The sequence below is a fragment of the Maritalea porphyrae genome (assembly GCF_027213965.1).
Taxonomy (GTDB): domain Bacteria; phylum Pseudomonadota; class Alphaproteobacteria; order Rhizobiales; family Devosiaceae; genus Maritalea; species Maritalea porphyrae_A.
This window is the reverse complement of sequence record NZ_JAPWGX010000003.1, coordinates 136,484-162,663: the sequence shown is the minus strand read 5'-3', so window position 1 is coordinate 162,663 and position 26,180 is coordinate 136,484. Positions and strand designations below refer to the sequence as shown.

Sequence of the window (26,180 nt, the reverse complement as noted above, 5' to 3'; positions counted from 1 at the left end):
TCAAAATGAAAAAGCGATCTCTAACAATTGCAGGGCATCGCACAAGCGTTGCCCTTGAGCAAGAGTTCTGGGATGAAATTGATGCGCTAGCAAAAGTGCAATCGCTAACCCTTTCCCAATTGATCGAGCAAATTGATCAAAACCGTGACACCGAAAACCTTGCCTCTGCTTTGCGTCTAGCCGTGCTCAGATCGCTCAAGAGCCAACAAAACTAATTCCCACCCTCAATAAGATCTATAGGCAGTTGCTGATCTGTAGCGCTTGGATCAAACGGCGCATTGGGATCAAACAAGGCGTCAAGATCAAGCAAGGGCAATGGCTGGTCATCTGGGTTGATGGGCGGAACTTCAACGATACTTGAGTTCGTGTCTTGTTGGATAGCGGCTTCCGCCGCTGCTTTGGCTGCGGCCTCGGCTTTTTTCTTCTGCCGTTCAGCTTCAACTGCAGCCGCTTTTGCGGCCTCTTCTTTTGCCAATTGCGCAGCTTGTTCTGCCATCCGACGCTGTTGCTCTTCCGCTTGCGCCAGCGCCCTCGCTTCTTGCTCAGCTCTTAGTTTTTCAAGCCGCTCAACTTCCAATTCGAAGGCCTTTACCTGAATTGAATCAACCATTTGTTGAATATCAATTTTGTAGATAGGTGCATCTAAGGTACCAGAAATCAAAGCGTCCACCCGCCCGGTGGTTTCATCCAATACTGAGCCATCGCCAATATTTTGGGTTGGGGTAAGCGACCAGCCACTCTCAAGCCCTAAATCCACCAATGCTAAACTCGCATCACCAAACAAGCGTGTGCGCTCATCTTCCATTGCCACATTGGAGATCAGCACTTTGCCCGCCGCAAGACTGAAAATACCCTCAAATCCGTTTGACAAATAGGGCGCGCCCTCAAGATCCGCCAAAACCTGCGCCTCAAGCTGTTCAGCCTCTAGTTCAAGTACATTTTCGACCGCATTGATTTTTTCAAAAATCTTGGGATCAAAATTTTCAATTGCGACATCCATGACGGTAAAGCTACCTTCGCCGCCCAATTTCGCCACAACACTGGCAAAATCCTCACCAGCGCCTGAGAACTGACCGCTACCAGACAGTTGGCCCGACACACGATGCGAAACTGCTGCTGGGAAAATATCGTCCAGCGAAACCCCGTCTACAGCAAATCGGCCAGAAACTTGCTTTTGTGCAACCCCGCCATGACAACAAAGAGAAATATCCGCAGTAATTTCCCCCTGCCCACGCGCACCAACAAGGTTGCGAATGCGGTTTTCTGCATTCGTCCAAGAAACATCAAATCCGGCTTCTGTAAGCAACACGCCACCGTTGATCATCAACAATGGTGTTTCAACGTGCAATCGCCCTCTTGTATTACGGGCATCACCATTTACGCTGAAGGGGCCATCGGGCCAAATTTGCTGCCCGGTTTTCAAGGTCGATGCATTGCCCCCAAGGAATGCGGCAAATGCTTTAACGTCCAGACGGCCAATGTTTAAATCACCCGTGATCACTTTGACATCGCCAAGTTGGCGCAGCTGCATGGCGCCAGCCACGTCTTCATCACCAGCGCGCAATTGGATGTCTTGCAACTCAATATCGTCAGCGCCAACAAATTTCAAAGTGGCTTTGCCGTTTACAGTTGGAACTTGAAAACTCTCCAGCCCCACCCACGCCGCAAAACCTTCGGGGTCGCTTAATTTCGTTCGAAGTTCACCCGTACCACGCAACCGATCCAAATCACTCACGATCAGCGATCCTTGATAACCCAACGCCTCTTCAGCGCTTGAATAGAGGGCGGTCAGTTGTACACTGTTGAAAATTGTTCCTTTGTATTCAACTTCCAACTTGGCGGGAAGCTGATCGTCGAACAAAGCGCTCTCAATGCCCAATTGCGAGAAAAGCGAGTTCGCAGAAGGAGCATTTATCTCAAATGAGCCAATTGTTGGCGACGTAAATGCGCCGGTTAATCCCGCGCTAAGCGCCACATCAGCATTCATGCTCAACTCGCCTGCACTGCTGGTCAAAATCAGTTTTTGCTCATTCGCACTGCCCGGCTCGGTCAATTCAAAGTCAAATCGGGCGGGACGGTTTGCAGAAAAGATACGCTCGATAGAGGGATGTAACTTAGGTAGCGGCAAGACGCTCCAGAGGGCGCCAATGTCGGCCTGTGGCTGAAAATCCGTGCGCAATGCGCCACTTAAGCGCGGTTGGTTGAGCGGCCCTTCAATTTGACCATGCCCCTCCATGCGGATGTGCGCGATATCATCTACTCTAACGTGGGCAACATCTATCGCATTTTCATCCCATTGCCCCTCTAGCAGAACACCGTTTGCCAGTTGCCCGGCAATGTCTATGCTTTGGGCCGATACTCTAAAAGCACCGATGGGAAAGCTGCTGTTAAACTTCCTTGGTCGGTTGGGATCAGGCAACAACCCGATAAGTTGTGCTGTGGCCAAATCATCAAAGGCACCAAAGTCAGCATTGATTGAAAGCAGACGTTTATTCTCTTCGCGCCAGTCCACTTTTCCCGTCGCCTCAAATCCATCTAGATTGAGATTGAGGTTTGAAAAAGTGGCGCCCGAATTGGAGAAGTCCACATCACCAACCAAGCTCGCTTTTGCGCCAAACAAGGGGTTTGTTTCACCAAAAGCACGCCACGAACGAGCCAAAGCATCCAACCGTTCGGTTTCCATCGAAAACCTGCCATCAAACGCGGCGTTCCCTTGGGCACTTATCAACTCGCCAGACAGACTAAGCAAAGTGTCACCGGGCAATTTTGCGCTAAAGCTCTCTACCGTCCAATTTTGACCATCTGTTTTGGCATCAAGCAAAACATTTCTAAGGCCCAATGCCTTTAGGCCCAATTCTGTTACATCAACGGACACATGGCCCGAAACATTGCCCAGCGCCGGCGGCGCGGGTAATTGGGAAAGCAGAGACACAAGTGCATAAGGGTCGTCGGCCGTTGCACTTAGCGCATCGTCAGGGAGCAAAGGCACAACACCGCCCGACAGCACAACATCAAATTCTCGATTTTCACCAAGCCGCACATCCACCGCCCCCGTCAAACGGGTGCCCGCCCGGTTTTCGTCTGGCTGCAGCGTATACTCGGTCAACTTGAAGCGATCCGGGGACAATTGCACCTTGCCATCCAAAATCATGTCGCCGCGCACTTCGTTTTCCGCCAGATTTTGCGGCGTAATGCGCAAGGTCAACTCGCCATCAAAAAATGGAGACAACGATGCGGTTGTTAATAAACCCTCTGTGGACAGCGAAAATGATTTATCGGATGGCGAAACAAAAGTGCTTATTCGGATATCACCGCGCTCATTCAGATCTGAAGTGTTGATACGAAGCGCCAACTCGTTTTCCTCCAACCGTCCTGATCCGGTAAACTCAAACGGCCCGCGCATGGCCGCTGCGCTTAATTTACCTTTTACGCCCTCCACCATCCAATGTTCATCGGCGCGGGTATCGCTAAGCAAAAACGAACCATTGATGATTTGCGCGTCTTCAATCGCAACATTGTCACGCCCACCATTTTGCGCCAGTGCCAAGGGCAGTTCTAATCCACCATCTTGGGCAATACGCAAATGGAATGATGGGGTATCCAAAACCAATTTTTGCACATCATATTGATCGCGCAAGAACTGCATCAGCGCCAAATGTGCATCAACACGTTCAATTTGCAATATCGGAGAGTCGGTTGGTCCAACAGCCACTTGAGACATGACCATTTGTGGTTGTGGCAATAAGACGAACGAAAGATCGCCATTGATCCGAACATCTGTCCCCAACGCATCAGAAGCTATTTGCTCCATTCGCTGGCGATAAGGCGACCAGTCATAAAGACGCGGCACCACAAATGCTGCCGTGAGCAGCAATATGAGAACAACACCAATTACTATATAAACCCGATTTAACAACGAACTGACCGCAGCAATTCTGGAACCATGCAAAATCCTATGCGTTTGCGTATCATTCGTCACCCCAAATTGTCGTAAAATCTGCAATTTGGCATTTGAAATCACACCTTTATCCCATTTACCCTTGCACTAGTACGCCAAACGGGCCTATCACCGAAGGGTGTTCAAGTGCGGTTTTAAGGGGGATCGCGCAAGATTATGGCAAAAAACGCCCGTCTAATTTATCGTGTCGTCCACCGTTGGGTGCAACCCCATCTGGCCTCGTTTCAGGCCGCCCAACAACCCAAAATGTGGCTATTATCAATCGGTGCAGGCCTTGCCGGCGGTATTGTGGCGATTCTATTTCGCTCCATGATCGGATGGCTCCAGTTCTTGTGGATCGGAACAACCTCTGAACGCATCTTGGACCGACTTGCACAACTCCCATGGTGGTTCACTATGGGCGGACCAATTTTGGCTGGTGGCATTATTGGCATCATTTTATTTTTCCGCCCACGCTCCCGATATGGCGGTGTCGCCGATGTTATTGAAGCACGCGCACACGACGGGAAAAAGCTATCGCTCAAAGAAGCGATTGTGGGCACTGCAATTTCTCTTATCACGCTTGGCTTTGGCGGCAGCGCCGGGCGCGAGGGACCTGTCGTTTATTTCGCAGCGGCTGTGTCAAAAGCCTTATTCCGCTATTTCGAGCTGCCCCCGTCCGCCCGCCGGATCATGCTTGGTTGTGGTGTAGCAGCCGCCATTTCGGCAAGCTTTAATGCGCCAATCGCAGGGGTATTGTTTGCACACGAGGTCATTCTTGGGCATTTTGCGATGTCCGCATTTGTGCCAGTTGTTATTGCCTCAGTTATCGCCTCAACCATGTCACGCGCCTGGTTTGGTGATAACCCAGCATTTCTGGTGCCAGACTTTCAAATCACCTCCTATTGGGAAATTCCAGCTTTTGCTTTGCTCGGCGTAACATGCGCCATCGTTGCAATCTGCTTCCAATCCTCCCTTATTGGCGGCGACTGGATAGCACGCCATTTCAAAATCAAAGCCTACTTGCGCCCCGTCATCGGTGGCGCCGCCGTTGGTTTCATCGCGCTCGCGTTCCCACAAATCCTGGGGGTTGGCTATGAGGCAACCGACTCGGCTCTAACAAACCACTGGTCCTTGCAAACCATGTTGGCGCTAATTATCGCAAAAACGGTAGCCACATCCATCACCCTGGCCTCTCGAATGGGCGGCGGTATTTTCTCGCCCTCACTCTATCTCGGCGCGATGACAGGTGGTGCATTCGGCCTTATGGCGGCAAGTGTGTTCCCTGAGCTGGCTTCATCCGAAGCGCTTTACGCCATAATTGGCATGGGGGCCGTGGCCGCAGCCGTGCTCGGCGCACCAATCTCTACAACGGTGATGATATTTGAACTCACGGGCGGTTTTGCCTTTTCAATTGCTTTGTTGTTTGCGGTTTCAATTTCAACCGGCATCAGCCAAGCAGTCATGGGGCGCTCATTTTTCTACTGGCAGCTCTATACGCGCGGCATCATGCTTGAAGAAGGGCCACACAAGCACTTTGTTAAATATTTCAAAGTGCGCGATTTCATGAAGCCATTTGACAAAGATGGCGAAGAAGAACCATTCGACATACTGTCAGGCGAACCCTGGCTGAAATCCAATGACACTTTGGAAAACGCCCTACGCGCATTTGATGCAACCCACAAAGAATGCTTGCCCGTGATGCAAGGCACCGGCAAGCGCATGCGACAAGTGGGATGGGTGACCCATGTTGATGCATTATCGAGTTTCAACAAAGCCCTAGTGGAACAAAGTCGCGAAGAACACCTTTGAGCAAAAAGCGTTATAAAAGCTTCATACAGATGTCACCGATTTGAGACGACGTGGCTCTATCTGTTGCAAAATCCCAAGGCAACTACCGGCCCTTGGGCAATTGACGTTATGCAACAGGGGGACACAAACGTGGCCGACAAAAATTTGGTCGATCTTTCATGGGACGACTTTGATGAGCACCGCGATCCGCGGCCAGTTTCCAACCAATTTGACGCCGTAGTTGAGCGCGCCATATCGCGCCGCGGTTTCCTGGGTGGTGCAATTGCATTCGGCTCAGGTGCAGCGGTGTTTGGCACAGGCTTATTCTCCAACACACAAGACGCTTTGGCTCAAGAAGCCAGCCGATTTGCTTTCAAACCGATTGATATTGCAACAGATTTTGCAATTCATGTACCTGACGGCTACCAGTCAAAAGTCTTGGTACGCTGGGGCGATCCTCTTTGGTCAGACGCCAAAGACGCCTATTCTGCCACCCAAGGCGTACCGGTTGATATGTCGGATCGGGTGTTCGGGGAAAACACCGACGGCATGGAGCATTTTGAAGTTGATGGTCGTCAAATCATCGCCGTGAACTCTGAATATGTGAACCCTAAAATCAACCTGCCCGAAGCCTCTGAAGGCGTGCCACAAACCGCTGACGAAGTGAAACTGTTGAAGAACCTGCAAGGTGTCACCGTGATGGAAGTTGCCGACACAGGCGCAGGGTTTGAAGTGGTATTGGATAGCCCATACAACCGACGTATTACCCACGAAACAGAAATGACTTTGGCAGGGCCATTGGCTGGACACGCGTTGGTCAAAACCAAAGCAGACCCCACAGGCAAACTGGTCAAAGGTACAATGAACAATTGTGGTTCTGGCAAAACGCTTTGGGGCACTTACCTAACGTGCGAAGAAAACTTCAACGGCTATTTTGGAGCAACCGGGGTAGAACCCGAAGGCGAAGGCTATTCACGCTACGGCATCGGCGGGCAAGGCCGCTACGCTTACGAATTGTTTGACCCCCGCTACGATATTTCAAATGAACCAAACGAACCGCATCGTCATGGTTTCATCACTGAAATCGATCCCAAAAACCCAGAATCTGTGCCAATCAAACGCACAGCGCTTGGCCGTTTCAAACACGAAAACGCTGAAATGGTGCATGCAAAAGATGGTCGGGTTGTTGTCTATTTGGGCGACGATGAACGCGGTGAATTCTTGTACCGCTATGTATCAACTCAGACATATACGCCCGGTGGTCCAACAGAAAGCTTACTTGATGAGGGCACGCTTTACGTGGCCAAATTCAACGATGACCAAACCGGCGAGTGGCTGCCTTTGACCCCTGAAACCACAGGAATGGACGCTGCTGAAATCTTGTGTTTCACCCGGATGGCAGCTTCTGCAGTGGGCGCAACGACAATGGATCGCCCGGAATGGGTTGCTGCAAACCCACTCAAAGCAGAGGCTTACTGCGCACTTACAAACAACAAGAACCGGGGTGTAAAGCCCAACGCTGGCGGTGATGACACCGCCGCAAACGGTCCAAACCCGCGCGAAACCAACAATTATGGCCAAATCGTTCGTTGGACACCTGAGCAAGAAAACCACGCCCACGATCGTTTTTCTTGGGATCTATACGTGATGGCGGGCAACCCCACTGTCTATGACAATGAATATTCTGGCTCTGCCAACATCAACACAGGCAACATGTTCAACTCCCCTGATGGCATGGCGTTTTCTTCTGATGGTATGCTGTGGATACAAACAGACGGCAATTACAAAAACGAGGAAGAATTTGAAGGTATGGGCAACAACCAAATGCTGGTTGGTGACCCTGAAAGCGGGGAAATCGCCCGTTTCATGACCGTACCTTACGGCGCGGAAGTGACAGGTCTTTGCTGGTCTTCAGACAAAAGAACTGCCTTTGTTGGCGTTCAGCACCCGGGTGGGTCTTGGCCAGATAACGAAGGCAAACCGCGCTCTTCTGTAGTCACCGTGTGGCGTGAAGACGGCATGCCAATTGGTTAGTGAGTTTGAAGTCGGGTCTTTTTAAAAAGGCCCGACTTTTCGCCTATCGGCCTAAAATCTAAAACAGACAGCACTGCCAATGCGCGCATAACTCAAAATGCTAAGATCCGATCCTAACCACAACCGAACCAACCTTGTGGCCCGTATCCACGTGATTATGCGCAGCCACAATATCGGCAAGCGGATAGATAGCATCGATTACGGGTTTCAGCGCCCCTTGGGTAGTTAAGCTCATCAATTCATTGTACATTTTTCCAGACATAACGTCTTTTTCATCCTCACCACTCAATAGTAGCGCACGTTTGTTGAAGCTGTTTTTGATCATTTCCCAGCCATTTTTGAAAATCACCACCAGCAATTTTCCATCCGGCTCAAGCAGATGCTCAATTTCATTGAACGGGGCATTGCCCACATTATCCATGATGAAATCAAACTTCTCGCCCGACGATTTAAAGTCCGCTTTGGTGTAATCAATCACTTTGTCGGCACCAAGCGAAGTCACCAGTTCTGCATTTTTGCCGCTGCACACAGCGCTCACATGCGCGCCCAAATGCTTGGCCAGGGTTACCGCCGCCACGCCCACTGCGCCCGACGCGCCATTGATCAAAATCTTATCGCCCTTCTTAAGCCCAGCCGCATCAAAATAGGCTTTTGCTGTCGCGCCACCAAAAAGCACTGAAACTGCTTCTTCGTGGCTCAATTGCTCGGGCTTTTTCGCAATAGCACCGCTTGCTTCAAGGCAAACATATTCCGCATGACAACCAAACTTAAAACCTGACGAGCCAACAATTTCATCGCCAACTTTAAAAGAGGTCACGCCCTCGCCTAGCGCTTCCACCACGCCAGACAATTGCAAGCCAAGCACCGGATATTTGGGTTTAAAAGGCCCCATGGCCAATCGCGTTGGAAGGGCAAGGCCTTTGGGCACCCGAATAGCCCGCACCCGCACATCGGCAATATCAACGGTGGATGCAACAACCTTCACCAGAACCTCGCCCGCTTTGGGCACGGGCTTAGGCATTTCTTCAATTTTGACATTGTCGGCAGCGCCGAACTTGCGGCAAACCGCGGCTTTCATTTCAGGCTCCATAGACTATGTTTGCAATTGATTGCCTTACAAACATAGCGCGACTGGTCCCAGTTTCAAGGTTCATCCGTTTTTCAGCACCGCACGCAAAAATGCCCGAACCAATGGGCCCGGGCATTTCACAGATTAAACTCTCTGCGACTAATTACATTTTATCAATCGAAAAGAACAATGTTTCACCCGAATGATCATCAACACCATCATTGTCGGTCATCGCAAAACCTTCGCCAGACGCATCGATGGCAAAGCCTTCAATTTTGTCCTGAACATAACCATTCAAAGACTGAAGGTTTGGAACAAAATCGTGCACTTGTTCTTTTGCAACAACAGGCAAGTCTGAACCAAGGGCCGCTGGCTGCAAATCGGCAAGCTTCACACGATATAGCTTTTTGATTTTCGCATTTGCGCCGATTTGATTGTCCCGCTCAATCACATAAGCATAATCGCCGTGCGCAGTAATCTCAGAAAGACCAACCCAGCCTTTTTCGCCTGCATCAAGCTGATAGCGTACCGCACCCCATTCGCCTGTTGAAGGCTTGTAAGAAACCAACTTGACCTGGCCCTTTGGGTCGTCTTGCCATTCACGCTGGATGGCGATCCACAGCACCATCTCATCGCCAGATCCAACCGCTGTAATGCCTTCAGAACCGAAACGCTTTTCAACAGCAAGCAATTCAGCTGGGAACGGCACTTCTTTTTTGATCTCACCTTTGGCATTCACGTTGTAAATCGCATGTGGGATCAAACGATCCGTACGTCCTTCAGAAGCCAACCAGAACCCGCCATTTCCGTCCAGCGCAATGCCTTCTAGATCAAGCTTTTGTGCTGGCGCGCCATCACGCGTTACACCGATGCGTTTAACAATTTTTGCCGGCTTTGATGTTGCATCAATCTCATAGATTGAAGGTTGAGCACGCAAAAAGCTGTCATTCACGGCGTAAAGCTTGCCCGGTGTTTGTGCATCTGCCACCAAACCCGATAAAGCAACCCAGCCAATTGGTGTGTTCTCATCTGCCATTTCAGACATGATTTGCGGGTAAGCTGCTGGCGCGTCCTGCAATTCATAAATCATCACGTGTGAACGCACGCCACCATCTTCTATCAAGTCAGCTTCATTTGCTGACACAAACAAGTTGCGCGAAGGAATGGTCAACGCACCCTCTGGGGCGATGCCTGATGGCAAAAGCTGCACGAATTCTGGCTCTGCACCTGTGTCTTTATAAACCCCCACAAGCGAAGCCCGCTCAAGCAGCACAAAGAAATACTTTTGATCGCCAAATGTGCCCGTTGCTAGCCCCTCAGGTTCCACACCCTTGTTGCCAGAGCGCTTTTCGGGATAGTGACCTGCACGCGCCGCAAGAACCTCCAAAGAAGTCCCCGATTCAAATGAAACAGATCCATCTTTATTGTAGATCGTAAAGCTGCGTGAACCGCCGTTATAGTCACCTTCGTTGGCGCCCACGAAGCGATTATCATCAAGCCATTTCACCGCGTCAGGCTCACGCAGACGTTGGGTTTGCGCCCCGTCAAATGTAAACGCGCGCTCCTCTTCAACGTCAATAAACGTCAGATCAACAGCACCAGCTGAGAAGTGGTTTTTAACCACACCAGTTGCACCATCGATGATCGCGTAATGGTTGTTTTCCTGCATAGAAACAACGATCTCGTTCATCGAATTGAAATCAACAAACTCTGGCTCAGGATCAGATGCGCCAATCAAGGCCAACCCAGCAAGATCGACAACTCGTTTGCTGCTACAATCAGCAACTCCATTCGCGATATCAAAGATAGTGACAAAGCCAGCTGGCAATTGAGGAAGTTCCCCTTCGTTCAAATCCTCATCGCGCTCATTTTCAATCGCCACCGCAACCAATGACCCGTCACCAGAAACCGCAACGCTGTCAGGTTGACCGCCAAGATCGCAAGAGGCCGTTACCGTTTTTGAGGCAATATCAACAATCGCCAAGTGGCCCGATGGCGCAACGTAGCTTTCAGAAGTATTGACGCCAACAAACGCTTTTCCGCCCAAAATCGAAACCGATGTCGGTTCACCGTCTAACGCCAAAAAACCCTGTGCAACCGGCGCTTTTGGGTCAGCAATACCCACAAAGCCAATGCCGCCCAAAGGGCTATCTGAATAAATCAATGTCATGCCGTCTTCAGTCGCAGCAATAATTTCAGATGATGAAACGCTTTTTGCGTCCATATCAGCGGGAATATTGCTGGCCACTGGAAAACTAGAGATACGGTTGAAGTGCGGCGCAGCAGCTGCATTTAAAGCCGTTATGCTGACCGCGCTAAACGCCAATGCGCCAAGCAAGTGTGAAGGTTTCATGATTGAGCAGTCCCTTGGTTGTGAGCTAAATCGCCCTTGCCAATAGGGTCCCAATGCTACATTGAGATGACAAATCTAACTTCACCTCCGCATATACAAATATTTGCAGGTGACTTATAAAGAACAAAACGAGATTCGAGCGCACGTAATGATTGCAAGGCCGGGCAAAGCCCCCAGTTCACAACCAGGACCGATTACGTCGCAGTTTGGCGGCGGCGCACCGCGCTATCTTGAGGGTATGAACGCTGAACAGCAAGATGCTGTTGAAAGCATCGACGGACCGCTACTAGTGCTGGCAGGTGCGGGCACCGGTAAAACCCGCGTATTGACCACGCGGATTGCACATATTCTGGCGACACGCCGTGCGCGCGGCCACGAAATCCTTGCGGTAACCTTTACCAACAAAGCGGCCCGCGAAATGAAAGAGCGGATTGCAAAATTCGTTGGCGGCTCGGTTGAAGGCATGCCTTGGCTTGGCACGTTCCACTCCATCGGCGCAAAAATCATCCGCCGCCATGCCGAACTGGTGGGCCTAAAGTCTGATTTCACCATTCTTGATACAGACGATCAGATCCGGCTGTTAAAGCAGCTCTTACAAGCTGAAAATGTCGATGAAAAGCGCTGGCCCGCTCGCCAGCTGGCGCACATGATTGATGGGTGGAAAAACAAAGGCTTACAGCCCAAACAATTGGACGCTTCTGATGCAGGCGCATTCGCAGATGGTAAAGGCGCAAAGCTTTACGCCGCTTACCAAGCGCGCTTAAAAACCCTCAATGCCGCTGATTTTGGCGATCTGTTGCTTGAATGCATTCGCTTGCTCAAAGACAATCCAACGGTGCTCGAAGAATTTCATCGCCGCTTTAAATTCATGCTGGTGGACGAGTATCAAGATACAAACGTCGCCCAATATTTGTGGTTGCGCCTACTCGCGCAAGGCAACTCCAACGTTTGTGTGGTGGGTGATGATGACCAATCAATTTACGGCTGGCGCGGCGCTGAAGTTGATAACATTCTGCGGTTCGAAAAAGACTTCCCCGGCGCAAAAGTTATCCGCCTAGAGCGCAATTATCGCTCCACTTCAAAAATCCTACGTGCTGCATCGCACTTAATTTCGCACAATGAAGATCGCTTGGGCAAAACCTTGCAGACGGATGTGGGCGAAGAAGGCGATCCGGTCAGTGTCACCTCTGTTTGGGATTCTGAAGAAGAAGCCCGCCACATTGGCGAAGAAATCGAACAGTTCCAACGCCAAGGCCATCAGCTCAACTCCATGGCGATCCTTGTACGCGCGTCTTTCCAAATGCGCGAGTTCGAGGAACGGTTCATCAAACTGGGCCTCAATTACCGCGTTATTGGCGGACCACGCTTTTACGAGCGCAAAGAAATTCGCGACGCCCTCGCCTATTTGCGTGCCACCGCACAGCAAGCTGACGATTTGGCGTTTGAGCGGATCGTCAATGTGCCAAAACGGGGTTTGGGGGACGCCACCATCCGCTTGCTGCACGATGCAGCACGGGCGGCCAACGTGCCAATGATCCAAGCCACGCGCGATCTGATTGAAACCGACGAATTAAAGCCCAAACAACGCTCAACCTTGCGTTTTTTGATCAGTCAGTTTGACGATTGGGCCAACCGGTTGCAAAACCAGCCCCACGCAGAAGTGGCTGAAGCCATTTTGGACGAAAGCGGCTACACTCAAATGTGGCAGAACGACCGCTCAGCGGACGCGCCAGGTCGGCTTGAAAACTTAAAAGAACTCATTCGCTCCATGGAAGAGTTCGAAACACTTGGCGGATTTTTGGAACACGTTTCCCTTGTGATGGACCGCGATAGCGGCGATGGCTCAGACGATGCCGTTTCCATCATGACATTACACGCGGCGAAGGGCCTTGAGTTCGACACCGTGTTTTTGCCCGGTTGGGAAGAAGGCCTGTTCCCCCATCAACGCTCGCTCGATGAAAGCGGCAAGACGGGATTGGAAGAAGAACGTCGCCTCGCCTACGTCGGGATTACCCGCGCCAAAAAACGCGCCAAACTGACGGTCGCACAAAACCGCCGCATCCACGGCCTTTGGCAAACCTGCATCCCCTCTCGTTTCTTGGACGAATTGCCCGCAGACGCCGTTGAAGTCAAAGACACAGGTTCAAGTTATGGCGGCTACAACTATGGTGGCCGCAACACAGCCTCAAAATTCGATAACCGCGATCCGTTCGACAGTGTTTATGAAACACCGGGCTGGCAACGCGCGCAAAAACAGCACAAATCCCGTGGCACAGATCGAGGCCCGACGATTGAAGGTGAGCTAATCGCACGTTCTGGCTCTGTCAGCTCATCCTCATCAAGCTTTAAACAAGGCGACAAAGCCCTTCACCTTAAATTTGGCGAAGGCATTGTGGCCAGTGTCGATGGCAATAAACTCACCATTGACTTTCCCTCTGTAGGGCGCAAAAAAGTCCTCGAAAGCTTTATCAAGCGGGCATAAAGGCCAATCAAATGACCCTAGAACAAATCACCGTCCCCATGTCTAAACAAGATGCATTTGCGCTGGCTGATGCAGTGATGGAAGAATACGGACTGGCCTTGTCCGCTTCGGCATTTGAAAATGCTGATGGTGATTGGGTATTTGAAGCCACATGTGATCAAAAACCAGACATTGCGCGCTTTAACGAACTTGCGCAGCGGGTTTTGAACGGCACGGTTGAATTTACACTGGCAAAAGTGCCAGACAAAGATTGGGTGGCCCATTCTCTTGAAGGTTTGTCAGCAATCGATACGGGCGAGTTTTTTGTCCACGGCAGTCATGTTGAGGCGCCAAATCCTGATGATAAAATCGCCATTAAAATTGACGCGGGCCAAGCTTTTGGCACCGGACACCATGAAACCACAACGGGCTGCCTTGAAGCCATTTCATTGATTGCAAATTCTGGTGTGCAGCCTGAAACGATTTTGGACTTGGGTACTGGCACGGGTATTTTAGCCATCGCGGCAGCAAAACGGTTCAACAACAACGTGCTGGCCACCGACATTGACGCCAAAGCGATTGAAGTCACAATTGAAAATACGCAAATTAACGGCGTAAAGGACATGATCGAAACAGCGGTATCAACTGGCATGGATCACGAGATCTTTGAGCAGCGCGGCCCGTTTGATTTGGTGCTGGCCAATATTTTGGCTGGCCCATTGGTCGAATTAGCACCAGACATTGCCAAACACACAAAAGTTGATGGCATTGTGGTTTTGGCAGGACTTTTGAATCGCCAAGCAAATAGCGTTATTGAAGCCTATGCAGAAAACAAAATCGCCCTTCTCGAACAAGTCGAAAAGGGCGATTGGACAATCCTGAGATTGCAACGTCAAGCTTAAGGTTTAAACCTTAGAAGCCGTTGCGTGAACGATCTTCGTTCAGCAAATTGCGGTAGCCATGTGTTTCAACAAAGCGAGCAACTTCGCGCTCTGCATGTTTGCTGCGTGATGTTACAATCGCGTCCATCACGTTGCGAAAGAAACCAGTTTTAGCCATTTTGTGTATCCTAAAAGAGCAAGGCGAAAGCGCCTAAAATCAAAATCCGTTCATACGATCATTGTTGATCGCATCATGTCCGTGGGTTTTCAAAAACTTCGCAACTTGACGATCTGCATGCTTGCTGCGTGATGAAACCATTGCGTCTACTACGCCGCGGAAAAAACCAACTGTCTGTGCCATTCTCGTCTCCTACAATTTCAACCAAAAGTGGGGTTGCTTTTTTGAATTCTTGAAACCAATGTAGCCATGTAAAAAAATTTAGGTAGAGGCAGAACCGCACCACAGCCATGCGTTTTCAGCATACCGAAAAAAGGCACAACTTTTCGTTGGAGAAAACAAAACGCGCAACGAACTTAATCATTGCGCGAACAAACAAATAAGGACCCCCTTGGGCCAGTGTTGGCAGTTTACACCAGCTTCACAAAGAGCGATTTCGATTGGTGTCATAATGTTCAACTTCTGCAAAATGATCGATATCGCGATCAACTGCTTTGGCCCGAGACTTCATCATCGAAGAAAACAGACCAAACATGAACGCTAATGGATTTGCCATTTCTATCTCCTGTTTGGTTGCTTAAAGCATCTTCGATGCACAAAAATTTCGACGCGCCAAAAATGCGATCTAGAGGATAACGTACCGCATGTTCAACAACGACAGCTCAATCCAATTTCAACAATTTGATGAAAAAGCTGATCCATCTCTGGTGAAACCTCGACTGGCGCACCTTCGTGCTGCGATGGAAAGCGCCAATGTAGATGCCTTTTTGATCCCACGTGACGATGCGCACAGGGGCGAAAATGTACCTGCCGGCGACGAACGTCTAGCCTACATGACTGGTTTCACCGGCTCTGCGGGCTATGCCATTGTCACCAAAGATCGCGCAGCGCTTGTGGTTGATGGGCGCTACACCATTCAAGCGCCCGCCCAAACAGATACAGACGCGGTTGAATGCGTTGAAATGAAACCAGACGCGGCCCAAAAATGGTTGGCAGACGCCCTGCCAACAAACGCACGCGTGGGTTTTGATGGCTGGTTACACACCCCCAACGCCATCGAGACCTTGCGCGATGCGCTGAAAAAGTCTGAGATCGAATTGGTCGAATGCACCAATTTGGTCGATGAGATCTGGCAAGACCGACCAGCCCCACCAACAGATAAAATCTTTACGCTTTCGTTGGAACAAACCGGAAAGTCTGCTGCCGACAAAATCTCAGATCTTGCCAAAACCATTGCAGAGCGTAACGCAGACGCGTTGGTGCTCACCCTGCCTGATAGCTTTTGCTGGCTGTTCAACATCCGGGGGTCTGATATCCCCAATACGCCAGTTACGCTGGGCTTTGCGACAATTGAAAAATCAGGCACCGCAAAACTATATGTGCAACCTGAAAAGATCACATCGGTTCTAAGTGCAGAGTTGGGCGATGCAGTTACCCTTTGCCCCATCAGCACCCTTGAAAGCGATCTTAAGGGACTTGCTGGCAACAAAACAATTTGGATGGATGGCAACACTTGCCCATCAAAACTCTCCAACATTGTTATTGAAGCAAATGGTGAGTTGTTGAATGAAGCCGATCCCGTTTTGGCCATCAAATCACGTAAAAACGCAACAGAGATCGAAGGCATGGTATCAGCCCAACGCACTGATGCCGCCGCGATGGCCAAGTTCCTTTCGTGGCTAGACGCTGAAGCGCCAAAGGGTGAACTCACCGAAATCGCGATCGTCAAGCAACTCGAGCAAATTCGCCGACAAGCCAATTCGTTGGTCGACATTAGCTTTGAAACCATTTCCGGATCTGGCCCAAATGGCGCGATTTGCCATTACCGGGTGACCGACAAAAGTGACAGGACCTTAGTGCCGGGCGAATTGATGCTGGTGGATAGCGGCGGCCAGTATCTTGAAGGCACCACCGACATCACCCGCACCATGGCGACCGGCCCGGCCACAAGCGAACAAAAAAAGCACTTCACGTTGGTGCTCAAAGGCATGATTGCCTTAAGCGTTGCAACTTTCCCCAAAGGGACGACCGGCACACATTTGGATGTACTTGCCCGTCAGTTCTTGTGGGCAGAAGGCTTGGACTACAATCATGGCACGGGGCATGGTGTAGGCGCATTTTTGGGCGTGCATGAAGGTCCGTGTGGGGTTTCCCCACGCAATCATTCGCCGCTTGAAGTGGGCAACATCATCTCAAACGAGCCCGGCTACTATCTTGAAGGCAGCCACGGTATCCGTATTGAAAACTTGCTGGTGGTCAAAGAAAGCGACAAAAGCACTGAAAATGCTCCATTCCTGTCGTTCGAAACGATCACCTTCACCCCAATCGACGTGCGCCTAATCGACAAGGACTTGATGACCCCAAGCGAAATTGCTTGGCTCAACCATTATCACAAACAATGTTTTGAAATCGCAGCGTCACAATTGGGCGATAGTGACAAAGCGTGGCTGCACCAAGCAACGCAACCGATTTAGGCAAATCGTGGCGTGGCCAAAGGAGAAACTACCTAATGTCACGCCCGCTTCCTGAAATATTCGCCGCCTTTACAAAACTTGGCCTCACCTCCTTTGGTGGGCCGGTGGCACACATGAGCTTTTTTCGCGCAGAATTTGTTACCAAGCGCAAATGGCTATCCGAAAGCGCCTATGCAGATTTGGTGGCGCTGTGCCAGTTTCTGCCTGGGCCTTCAAGTTCACAAGTCGGTTTTGCTTTAGGTCTTCAGCGTGGCGGACTGCTGGGCGGCCTAGCGGCATTCACCGCATTCACTTTGCCGTCCGCTGTGTTTTTGGTCCTGTTTGCGCTGTTTGCTGACACACTTTCGGCACTCTTTGGCACAGGTCTCATCCATGGGCTAAAACTTGTGGCAACCGCTGTAGTCGCCCAAGCGATTTTGGGCATGTCACTTTCCCTATGCAACACCCGCACAACAGCAACCATCGCCATTTTATCCCTCTTGATCGTCACAATCGTCGTCGGGCCGCTCGGCCAAATTGCAGCCATCCTTTTTGGCGCAATTTTGGGACGTTTCGCGATCAAATCGGTTCAAAGCGAACCAAATGAGCATGTTTCACCCCTACTTATCCCCGTTTCAGCGGCAAATTCAGCGCTGATTATTTTTGTAGTTCTACTGTTCGGATTGCCTATTTTGGCCCAAAATACGACCGACTTGCGGCTCGAGCTTTTTGACAGTTTTTATCGTGCGGGCGCACTGGTTTTTGGTGGCGGCCATGTGGTGTTGCCCTTGCTTGAAACCGAAGTCGTCGCCACTGGAATTGTCAATAAAGACAGTTTCTTAGCAGGATATGGCATGACCCAAGCCGTGCCGGGCCCCATCTTTAGTTTTGCCGCCTTTTTGGGCGCAGCAAGCGCACCATTTCCCGACGCAATCTTCAATGCAATCATCGCCACCATCGCGATATTCCTGCCAGGTTTTCTATTGGTTTATGCCATTATGCCTTACTGGCAAAAATTCAGAACAATGCATGCCGCAAAATCACTTCTATCCGGCGCAAACGCCGCTGTGGTGGGGCTTTTGGGTGCTGCGTTTTTCTCACCCATTTGGCAAAGCACGGTGCTCAACCCGCTCGATTTCGCGCTTGTTGCGATGGCTTTTGTTCTGCTCACCAAGTGGAAAGTTCCGCCTTGGTTGATGGTGCTGGTTGGCGCAATTGTCGGCTCTTTGCTGGGTATGCTTTAAAGCAATCCAAGTGCCGCCCGAAATAGCGCCACAGAAACAACACCTACCGCCACAACCCCAAGTAAAGGCAGGCGAAATGCCGCAAGCATAGTCACCACAGCCGCTGCTGTTTCTGCTGGTCCGGTTGCTAAAACTGTAGGGGCAATAACAGACATTAAAACCGCCACAGGCACCGCCTCCAAAGCCGCACGGGTGCGCCCCTTAAGGTCGATATACCGCACCAGAACAAGGCCCGAAATACGGGTCAAATAGGTAGCGACACCCATGCCAAGAATGGCCAATAAAGTCAGAGGATCTGTTTGAAAAAATGCTTCCATGATCTATGCCTCCAAACTTTCAGGATCGGCTAAAACCGCGGCGACCAAAACGCCAGCAACGGCCCCTGCCGCAATGTACCAAGCGCCGGGTACAAAGGCTTTGCACGCAATTGCGGCCACCCCGCTAGCGCCCAAAATAACACCTGTTTTTTGGCCCTGCCAAAACCCCATAATCAAGCCAATAAAGATCGCCGGGAACGCAAAATCAAAGCCCCATTTGGCCGGGTCAAGATCAGCCAACAGAGTGCCCAAACTGGCCCCAACCCCGGTCATCACAAGCCAATTAACGTAAAATGGTATGGCCAATCCCATCATGAAAGCAAAGCTAGTGCCTTGTTTTCGCGCGCGATGTTCAGAGAGCGCCCAAACTTCGTCAGCCAAAAACCCAAAGGCAATCAACTGCCAACCAAAGCCCATCTGTTTGGTTTTTGCGCCCAATGATGCACTCATCAAGACGTGGCGTATATTGACCAACAAAGCGCTGATGGTGATAGCGACCCAAGGCACCGGCGTGGCCCAAAAATCAATTGCCACAAATTGCGAACCACCGGCAAAAACCACGCTACTCATCAACATGGTTTCAAAAGGCGACAGCCCTTTTTGCGCCGCCAAAGCGCCAAACACCAAAGCGATGGGAAATGCCGCAACCACCAATGGTGCAATGGCACGAAGCCCATCAGAAAAATCACTTCGGCGCGTCAAAGCTGATCCAGAAACACTCATTTTTCTCTCCAAGGGCGTGCCACCCAGCAATCAGATGCAATTAGTGCGCATGCATGTTTTTGTATGCACCAGGGGTGGTGCCAATACGGCGTTTAAAATGCCGGTTGAGGTGAGATTGATCAAAGAACCCGCATTCAATAGCCACACCCATTGGGTCTTGCCCTTCGTGAAGCATTTTGCGGGCAGCCCGCACCCGAATATCGGTAAGATAGCTGTGGGGCGTTTGGTTCATATGTTTGGCGAATAGGCGCACAAAATAGGCACGGCTCATCCCGGCAACATTGGCCAACATCACAAGGTTCAATTCCTCACCAAAATGGGCATGCATATATTCGCAAACCCGCTCAATGGCTTTTGGTTCGCGCTTTTCCAAAACACTGGTGGACCAGCTACCATATCGCTCCACAAGCGCGCCAAACGAGCGAAAAGTGCTTCATCTTTTTCAAGCGGGTCTTTGCTGTTTTCAAGCACGTCATGGGCAGCGATGAGCCCTGCAGCAATATTCTTGTCACTACACATGAGCTCGCGGAAAAACAACGAACCAGATTGACGCGCGCGGGGCAATTCAGCAGCGATTTCATCCATCAGTCTCACCGAAGGATAAAACATACGATAGCTGTAACCCTGCTCCATCGGACGGCCATCATGCACATCTTCGGGGTTCAACATGAAGACCGAACCCGGGCCACCAACTGACTCGGCCCCCTTCAATTTGTGCCGCTGATAGCCTGAAACAACCGCACCAATTACAAATGTGTCATGCGTGTGGGGTGAAAACTCGTGCCGTAAAAAGGTCGCCTTAAGGCATTCCAAACTGTCATAGGTTTCCTCGCGCCAAAATTTGGCGCGCTCCCCCTGCTCTAGCTCCATGTTTGTGGCATCTTGTTGCGAAATCATCTCCATGGTGCAAAGACTATCCCAAGACAGCAAAACCGTCTTGGACAAAATTGCACATGATAAATTCGCTAAGGTTTAGCGCCCAACAAGATCAAACCAGCCTTGTTCATCGGTGGTTTCAACGCCCAAATCTTGCGCCTTTTTAAGCTTAGACCCAGCGCCTGGCCCGGCCACCAGCAAATCGGTTTTGGCCGAAACCGACCCGGCAACTTTCGCGCCTAACCGTTCCGCCATCGCCTTTGCTTCAGATCGCGACATTTGCTCAAGCGATCCTGTAAACACCACTGTTTTACCCGCCACCGGGCTTTCATCGGCTGAGGCAACCACATATTCGAGTGGTGAAACTTGCGCCAAAAGCGCATCAATTGCGGCCCGGTTTTGTTGATTGACAAAAAAACCAACCACAGACTGCACCACCGTTTCGCCAATACCATCGATGGACAAAAGGCTTTCGCGTGCCGCCATATCCCCTTCGCCTGCTGCAATGCAAGCGCTCATCCAAGCGTCGAACGTGCCATAGTTTTTGGCGAACATCGCACCGGTTGTGCTGCCCACATGGCGAATGCCAAGTGCAAAAATGAATTTGTCGAGTTCTGGTTTGCGCCGCTCATCAATCGCGTCGAACAGTTTACGAACTGAGGTTGCGCCCCAGCCCTCCTGGTCTTTAAGCTTCTTGAAGCTCTGTGCATCCCGCTCACGCAAGGTGAAAATGTCAGCAGCGGTTTTGATCCGCCCTTCTTCATAAAAAGCAGTGACCTGTTTTGTGCCCATGCCGTCAATATCTAGCGCATCGCGGGCAACAAAATGCTTGAGTTGATTAACCGCCTGTGCCGGGCAAATCAGTTCGCCAGTGCATCGACGCACCACGTCCAACTTGCCCGTCTTTTCGTTCAACTCACGCTCAGCCGGCGAGCCACATATTGGGCAATGGGTTGGAAACTCAAACTTTTTCGCATCCGCTGGGCGTTTTTCAAGCACCGGACCCAATACCTGTGGGATCACGTCGCCTGCTCGCTGAATGATGACCGTATCACCAATCAACACGCCTTTACGCTCAATCTCATCTTCGTTGTGCAGCGTCGCGTTCGACACAACCACACCACCCACGGTAACGGGTTTCAGCTTCGCCACAGGGGTTAGCGCCCCGGTGCGGCCCACTTGAATTTCAATATCTTCAAGAATGGTGGTGGCTTTTTCTGCTGGAAACTTAAAGGCAATCGCCCATCGCGGTGCCCGCGCCACAAAGCCCCAACGGGCCTGCAAATCCAATCGATCAAGTTTGAACACAACACCGTCAATATCATAACCAAGCGTTGCGCGTTGCTCGCCGATTAAGGTGTGGTGGGCAACCATCTCCTCAACAGTTTTCACTCGACGCATCAAGGGGTTGACCTTAAACCCCCAACGCTGAAACGCCTCAACCACGCCCATTTGCGTGTCCGCGGGCATGGTCGAATTGTCGCCCCATGCATAGGCGAAAAACTTCAGGTTACGACTGGCAGTTACGTTGGAATCAAGCTGACGAAGCGACCCGGCCGCAGTGTTGCGCGGGTTAACGTATGTCTGCTTTCCTTCGGCCTCTAGCTTTTTGTTGAGCGCTTCAAAATCCGCGTGCGACATATAGACTTCGCCACGCACCTCAAACACATCTGGCACATCATCGCCAATAAGCTTTTGCGGTATGTCTTTGATGGTCTTCAGGTTTTCGGTTATGTCTTCGCCTTCAGCCCCGTCACCTCGGGTCGCCCCTTGCACGAAAATTCCGTTTTCGTAGCGCAAGCTGGCGGAAAGTCCGTCGATTTTCGGCTCTGCCGTAAAGGCCAATTCAAGCCCTGCATCTTTGGCGAAAAACTTGTGTGCTCGGCCAACATAGTCCGCTAAATCTTCATCAGAAAAGGCATTACCAAGCGAAAGCATTGGCAGCCGATGGGTTACTTTTTTGAAGCCATCGGCAACAGCGAAACCAACTTTTTTGGTTGGACTGTCTTCACGAACCAAATCCGGAAACTCAGCTTCAAGCGCCTCATTGCGGCGACGCAGCGCATCATATGCCGCGTCAGAAACGACTGGAGCATCTTTTTGGTGATATGCCGCATCATGCTTTGCAATTTCGCTGGCCAATTGGGCAAGCTCTTGCGCCGCTTCTTCGCGGGTCAAATCAGCGACAGGTTTTTGCTCGGTCACGCCGAAACCTCATCAATCAATCTATGAGCGGCAGCGCGTGCCTCATCTGTAATGGTGGAGCCAGCCAACATGCGGGCAACTTCTTCACGTCGGCTCTTGTCATCAAGTTCAGCCACATGCGTGCGGGTTAAGCTGCCTTCAGCAATCACTTGCTTTTCAATCAACAAATGGGTTGCAGCGCGGGCCGCAACTTGGGGCGCATGGGTGACCGAAAGCACTTGCACTTTGCTCGAAAGCCGCGCCAAGCGCTTGCCGATCGCGTCAGCAACCGCACCACCAACGCCAGTGTCGATCTCATCAAAAATCAGAACAGGTGCCGAGCCTTTATCGGCCAACACAACTTTAAGTGCCAACAAGAAACGAGACAGTTCGCCACCAGAAGCCACCTTCATCATTGGACCGGGGTGCGTGCCAGGGTTTGTTTGCACGTGAAATTCGATCACATCAAACCCATTGCCACTTTCACGACTATCATCGATCTGATGGTCGACAATAAAACGAGCTTGCCCGAGTTTAAGGTCCGGCAACTCAGCTTCTACTGCCTGCATGAGCTTTTTGCCCGCCATCGCCCGTTTTTCAGAAAGGCCTTTTGCGGCAGTTTGATAATTTGCGCGCGCAGCATTTAGCGCCGCACGCAGCGCGGTCAAATCATCACCACCCTGTTCCAATTCAGCAATGGCTTGCTCATATTTGTTTAAAAGCGCCGGCAATTCATCGCACGAAATTTGGTGCTTGCGGGCGGCTGCACGCAAAGCAAACAGGCGCTCCTCAGTGCGTTCCAACTCAAGTGGATCAAAATCCATTTGCCGTTTGATCTCTTCAAGCGCCTCGGAACTGCGATCAAGCGCAATCAGCGTCGCATCCAAGCTTTCCACCAAAGGCGCAAACAGACCGCCTTCGGCCTCCCCTTTGCGCATTAATTGGCGCATCAGGCCAGCCAACCCACTTGAAGCTGCATTGGGACCATTGAGCACCTGATCCGCGTCACGTACTTCGTCAGCCGCCTTTTCGAGCGACATTAGGCGTTGTCGGGTGGCGGCAAGCACCTCCTCTTCGCCAACTTCAGTATTTAGAGCCCCAAGTTCGGCAATAACGTGTCGCGCGAAGTCTTCGTCTTCTTGCGCTTTGGCGAGTTTTGCCTCTTGCCTGTTGAGCGCGTCTTGCGCCACACCCAAGGCTTTAAAGGCGGCGCTGACTTTGCTCAGGGCGCTTTGGCAGTCGCCAAAGGAATCTAGCAGTGTGCGGTGGGTGCTCGGATCAACAAGCGCACGATCATCATGTTGCCCATGAATTTCAATCAACTGCTCTCCCAGCTGCCGCATGAATTTGGCGGAAACCGGTTGATCATTAACAAACCCGCGTGTGCGGCCATCGGCATATTGAACCCGACGAAGCATAATCTCTTCGTCATCTTCGATCTCGTTCTCGCGCAACAAATCACGTACATGATGGTCTGAAGGCAAATGCAGGGTGGCCACTACTTGGCCTTGCGGGCAGCCTTTACGCACCAAAGACGCATCGCCACGCCCGCCCAGCGCCAATGACAGCGAATCAAGGAGAATGGATTTCCCCGCCCCCGTTTCACCGGTAAGCGCAGTCATACCCCGATCCAGCATAAGATCGAGCTGATCAATCAAGACTATATTTCGAATTGAAATGGCACTTAGCATGCCACGGAATCCATCACAAATTGCGCGTTCTGTCTAGCGATCTGATAACCAATTGCCTTCAGCAACTTCAGGGGCCAGGCCCTGTTTTTGCAAAAGCTTATAAGCATCTTCATACCATTGGCTAGAAGGATAATTGTGGCCCAAAACAGCTGCTGCAGTTTTCGCCTCATTCACCAGACCAAGTGCCAAGTAACTCTCAGTCAAACGCAACAATGCTTCTTCCACATGGGTTGACGTTTGATGGTCCTCAACAACCGTTCTGAAACGATTGATTGCCGCTGTGTAATTATTGTTGCCAAGATAATAGCGACCAACCGACATTTCTTTGCCAGCAAGTTGATCCTTAGCGATCAAAATCCGCTCTTTTGCGTCCTTCGCATAGCGAGAACCCGGGTAATTATTGATAATCGTTTGGAAAGTAGAAATTGCATCTTCTGCGGTTTGCTGGTCGCGCGTGATGTCTTTCATTTGATTATATTGCGCTGCGCCCTTCATATACATCGCATAAGGAGCATCCTCTGACGAAGGATAAAGAGCCAGGAACCGATCAGCCGCAAGAATGGTCTTTTCATATCGGCCAGTCCGCGCGTTAATATAAACGGTCATCAAACGTGAACGCTCTGAGTACTCAGAATATGGGTGTTGGCGCTCCAGCTTATCAAAAGTCTTTTGCGCTGAAAGATAGCGCTGATTTTCTACCTGCAGGATCGCTTTGTCGTAAAGCTCTTCTGCAGGAATGATATCCTCTTCAACGATTTTCTTTTCGCCAAAAAGGTTAAAACCCGCACAAGCAGAAAGAGAAACGGCCAAAACGGCAATCAAAACGAACTGAAATGAAGTCCTAAGTGTACGCAACATCTTCGTATTTCCCATACCCAATAAACGCCTTCACTTCAAAAGCACGGCACCAACTCTTTGTCGACTTGCAACTATACGGCAAAACGAACGAAACTATGGCACAATGTGTGATATTAGCCAACTGAACGAATGTAACCTTGTGAGGATAACCCCAAAGGCATATCTTCCAGCGCGTCAAATTCTAATGGCAAGTTTTCAGCATTAACAATTTCATAGTTTTGCTCACTGGCAAAAAGACCATTGAGCACCAAGGCATTGAGACCGTGCCCGCCCTTGTAGGAGCGGAACTTGCCGTAAATTGGCATGCCCGCTAGCGCCAGGTCGCCCACGGCATCGAGCAGCTTGTGGCGCACAAATTCATCTTCAAACCGAAGTTCGCCAGAATTCATGATTTTGTCATCGTCAACGGCGATGGAATTTTCCAAAGAAGACCCAAGCGCGTAGCCTGCCTGACGTAGGATTTTCGCATCACGCAAAAAGCCAAAAGTACGCGCAGTAGAAACATCGCTCGCATATTTTGCAGGCGTCCAATCAAAAATCATCCGTTGACGTCCAATGACGTCATTTTCAAAATCAATCTCAACATCAAACGCGCGCCCATTATAGGGCTCAAGCGCTGCAAAGGCATCGTTCGAGCGCACAAGAATGGAACGTTTGATTTTGATAAATTTCTTTTCGGCGGGCTGAACAACTAATCCAGTTTCGATTATTGCCTGCACATAATGGGCAGCACTGCCGTCCAAAACAGGGCACTCTGGACCATCGACCACAAGCAAAGCATTGTCGATTCCAAGACCAGAAAGGGCAGAAACCACGTGTTCAATCATTGAGATTGTACCAGCGTCGCCAAGATCCACAGCCGTACAAAGATAGGTACGCGCAACACGATCATGCACAAGAGGGAACGCCTCCGAAAGACGCCCATCTTCAAATTTGCGGCAAATAGAATAACCACTATCTACGGCAGCAGGCTGGATAATCAGGCTAGACGGCAGCCCATTATGTACGCCAATCCCCGTAAAACTCAGTGCTTCAGCAATAGTGCACTGTTTGGTGGCAAGTCTCTTCATACTTATAACCCCAGCATCTCACGCCCCGAGCGCGCCGCCTCTTTTTTCGTACTAGTAAAC

Annotated in this window: 21 protein-coding genes; 7 read left to right on the top strand and 14 right to left on the bottom strand. The window is 50.7% G+C overall.

The window, feature by feature from the left end:
* The first annotated feature begins 5 nt into the window (after nucleotides 1–5).
* Nucleotides 6–215 (top strand): ribbon-helix-helix domain-containing protein, encoded by a 210-nt coding sequence (locus O4H47_RS09570; RefSeq protein WP_269393757.1) that lies wholly within the window; start codon nucleotides 6–8, stop codon nucleotides 213–215.
* Here the strand turns inward: O4H47_RS09570 and O4H47_RS09565 are convergent.
* On the bottom strand, nucleotides 212–3,979 hold the full coding sequence (locus O4H47_RS09565; protein ID WP_269394376.1) for an AsmA family protein: 3,768 nt from the start codon (nucleotides 3,977–3,979) through the stop codon (nucleotides 212–214). The two genes, O4H47_RS09570 and O4H47_RS09565, sit on opposite strands and share 4 nt — an antisense overlap.
* 135 nt (nucleotides 3,980–4,114) lie before the next feature.
* On the opposite strand from O4H47_RS09565, the gene O4H47_RS09560 reads away from it, so the two are divergent.
* Complete coding sequence (locus tag O4H47_RS09560) at nucleotides 4,115–5,749, top strand: chloride channel protein (RefSeq protein ID WP_269393756.1); 1,635 nt, start codon at nucleotides 4,115–4,117, stop codon at nucleotides 5,747–5,749.
* A gap of 129 nt (nucleotides 5,750–5,878) precedes the next feature.
* Entirely contained in the window at nucleotides 5,879–7,762 is a 1,884-nt protein-coding gene (locus O4H47_RS09555) for a PhoX family protein (RefSeq protein WP_269393755.1), read from the top strand.
* 100 nt (nucleotides 7,763–7,862) lie between these two features.
* Here O4H47_RS09555 and O4H47_RS09550 read toward each other — a convergent pair whose 3' ends face one another.
* On the bottom strand, nucleotides 7,863–8,840 hold the full coding sequence (locus tag O4H47_RS09550; protein WP_269393754.1) for an NAD(P)-dependent alcohol dehydrogenase: 978 nt from the start codon (nucleotides 8,838–8,840) through the stop codon (nucleotides 7,863–7,865).
* A 154-nt stretch (nucleotides 8,841–8,994) separates the two neighbouring features.
* On the bottom strand, nucleotides 8,995–11,184 hold the full coding sequence (locus O4H47_RS09545; RefSeq protein ID WP_269393753.1) for an esterase-like activity of phytase family protein: 2,190 nt from the start codon (nucleotides 11,182–11,184) through the stop codon (nucleotides 8,995–8,997).
* Nucleotides 11,185–11,332: 148 nt separating this feature from the next.
* On the opposite strand from O4H47_RS09545, the gene O4H47_RS09540 reads away from it, so the two are divergent.
* A complete protein-coding gene (locus O4H47_RS09540) occupies nucleotides 11,333–13,666 on the top strand; it encodes an ATP-dependent helicase (RefSeq protein WP_269393752.1) in 2,334 nt (777 codons plus the stop codon).
* Between the two features lie 11 nt (nucleotides 13,667–13,677).
* Entirely contained in the window at nucleotides 13,678–14,547 is an 870-nt protein-coding gene (locus O4H47_RS09535; RefSeq protein WP_269393751.1) for a 50S ribosomal protein L11 methyltransferase, read from the top strand.
* A gap of 10 nt (nucleotides 14,548–14,557) precedes the next feature.
* Here the strand turns inward: O4H47_RS09535 and O4H47_RS09530 are convergent, their stop codons facing one another.
* The 3 genes from O4H47_RS09530 to O4H47_RS09520 form a co-directional block, all read right to left on the bottom strand.
* Nucleotides 14,558–14,704, bottom strand: a complete 147-nt coding sequence (locus tag O4H47_RS09530) for a hypothetical protein (RefSeq protein WP_269393750.1) — start codon at nucleotides 14,702–14,704, stop codon at nucleotides 14,558–14,560.
* 39 nt (nucleotides 14,705–14,743) lie between these two features.
* Nucleotides 14,744–14,887 (bottom strand): hypothetical protein, encoded by a 144-nt coding sequence (locus O4H47_RS09525; RefSeq protein WP_269393749.1) that lies wholly within the window; start codon nucleotides 14,885–14,887, stop codon nucleotides 14,744–14,746.
* Between the two features lie 238 nt (nucleotides 14,888–15,125).
* Nucleotides 15,126–15,260 (bottom strand): hypothetical protein, encoded by a 135-nt coding sequence (locus O4H47_RS09520; protein WP_269393748.1) that lies wholly within the window; start codon nucleotides 15,258–15,260, stop codon nucleotides 15,126–15,128.
* Between the two features lie 88 nt (nucleotides 15,261–15,348).
* On the opposite strand from O4H47_RS09520, the gene O4H47_RS09515 reads away from it, so the two are divergent.
* Both O4H47_RS09515 and chrA read left to right on the top strand, forming a co-directional pair.
* Nucleotides 15,349–17,178: an aminopeptidase P family protein gene (locus O4H47_RS09515; RefSeq protein WP_269393747.1), complete on the top strand. Its 1,830-nt coding sequence runs from the start codon at nucleotides 15,349–15,351 to the stop codon at nucleotides 17,176–17,178.
* 35 nt (nucleotides 17,179–17,213) lie between these two features.
* Nucleotides 17,214–18,401 (top strand): chromate efflux transporter, encoded by a 1,188-nt coding sequence (chrA, locus tag O4H47_RS09510; RefSeq protein WP_269393746.1) that lies wholly within the window; start codon nucleotides 17,214–17,216, stop codon nucleotides 18,399–18,401.
* On the opposite strand, the gene O4H47_RS09505 is transcribed toward chrA, so the two are convergent.
* The 8 genes from O4H47_RS09505 to lpxC form a co-directional block, all read right to left on the bottom strand.
* Nucleotides 18,398–18,718 carry an AzlD family protein gene (locus tag O4H47_RS09505; RefSeq protein ID WP_269393745.1) on the bottom strand — a complete coding sequence of 107 codons (321 nt, stop codon included), beginning with the start codon at nucleotides 18,716–18,718 and terminating at the stop codon, nucleotides 18,398–18,400. The genes chrA and O4H47_RS09505 overlap by 4 nt on opposite strands.
* A gap of 3 nt (nucleotides 18,719–18,721) precedes the next feature.
* Nucleotides 18,722–19,441, bottom strand: coding sequence for an AzlC family ABC transporter permease (locus O4H47_RS09500; protein WP_269393744.1), 720 nt, complete (start codon nucleotides 19,439–19,441; stop codon nucleotides 18,722–18,724).
* 40 nt (nucleotides 19,442–19,481) lie between these two features.
* On the bottom strand, nucleotides 19,482–19,736 hold the full coding sequence (locus O4H47_RS09495; protein ID WP_269394375.1) for a helix-turn-helix transcriptional regulator: 255 nt from the start codon (nucleotides 19,734–19,736) through the stop codon (nucleotides 19,482–19,484).
* Between the two features lie 5 nt (nucleotides 19,737–19,741).
* A complete protein-coding gene (locus O4H47_RS09490; RefSeq protein WP_269393743.1) occupies nucleotides 19,742–20,344 on the bottom strand; it encodes an AraC family ligand binding domain-containing protein in 603 nt (200 codons plus the stop codon).
* 69 nt (nucleotides 20,345–20,413) lie between these two features.
* Nucleotides 20,414–22,522 carry an NAD-dependent DNA ligase LigA gene (ligA, locus tag O4H47_RS09485; RefSeq protein ID WP_269393742.1) on the bottom strand — a complete coding sequence of 703 codons (2,109 nt, stop codon included), beginning with the start codon at nucleotides 22,520–22,522 and terminating at the stop codon, nucleotides 20,414–20,416.
* A complete protein-coding gene (gene recN, locus O4H47_RS09480) occupies nucleotides 22,519–24,192 on the bottom strand; it encodes a DNA repair protein RecN (protein ID WP_269393741.1) in 1,674 nt (557 codons plus the stop codon). The genes ligA and recN overlap by 4 nt, the downstream gene beginning before the upstream one ends.
* A 33-nt stretch (nucleotides 24,193–24,225) precedes the next feature.
* The gene (locus O4H47_RS09475) at nucleotides 24,226–25,050 is read right to left on the bottom strand and encodes an outer membrane protein assembly factor BamD (protein WP_269393740.1); all 825 of its coding nucleotides are present in this window, start codon (nucleotides 25,048–25,050) and stop codon (nucleotides 24,226–24,228) included.
* A 113-nt stretch (nucleotides 25,051–25,163) separates the two neighbouring features.
* Nucleotides 25,164–26,120 carry a UDP-3-O-acyl-N-acetylglucosamine deacetylase gene (gene lpxC, locus O4H47_RS09470; protein WP_269393739.1) on the bottom strand — a complete coding sequence of 319 codons (957 nt, stop codon included), beginning with the start codon at nucleotides 26,118–26,120 and terminating at the stop codon, nucleotides 25,164–25,166.
* Between the last annotated feature and the right edge of the window lie 60 nt (nucleotides 26,121–26,180).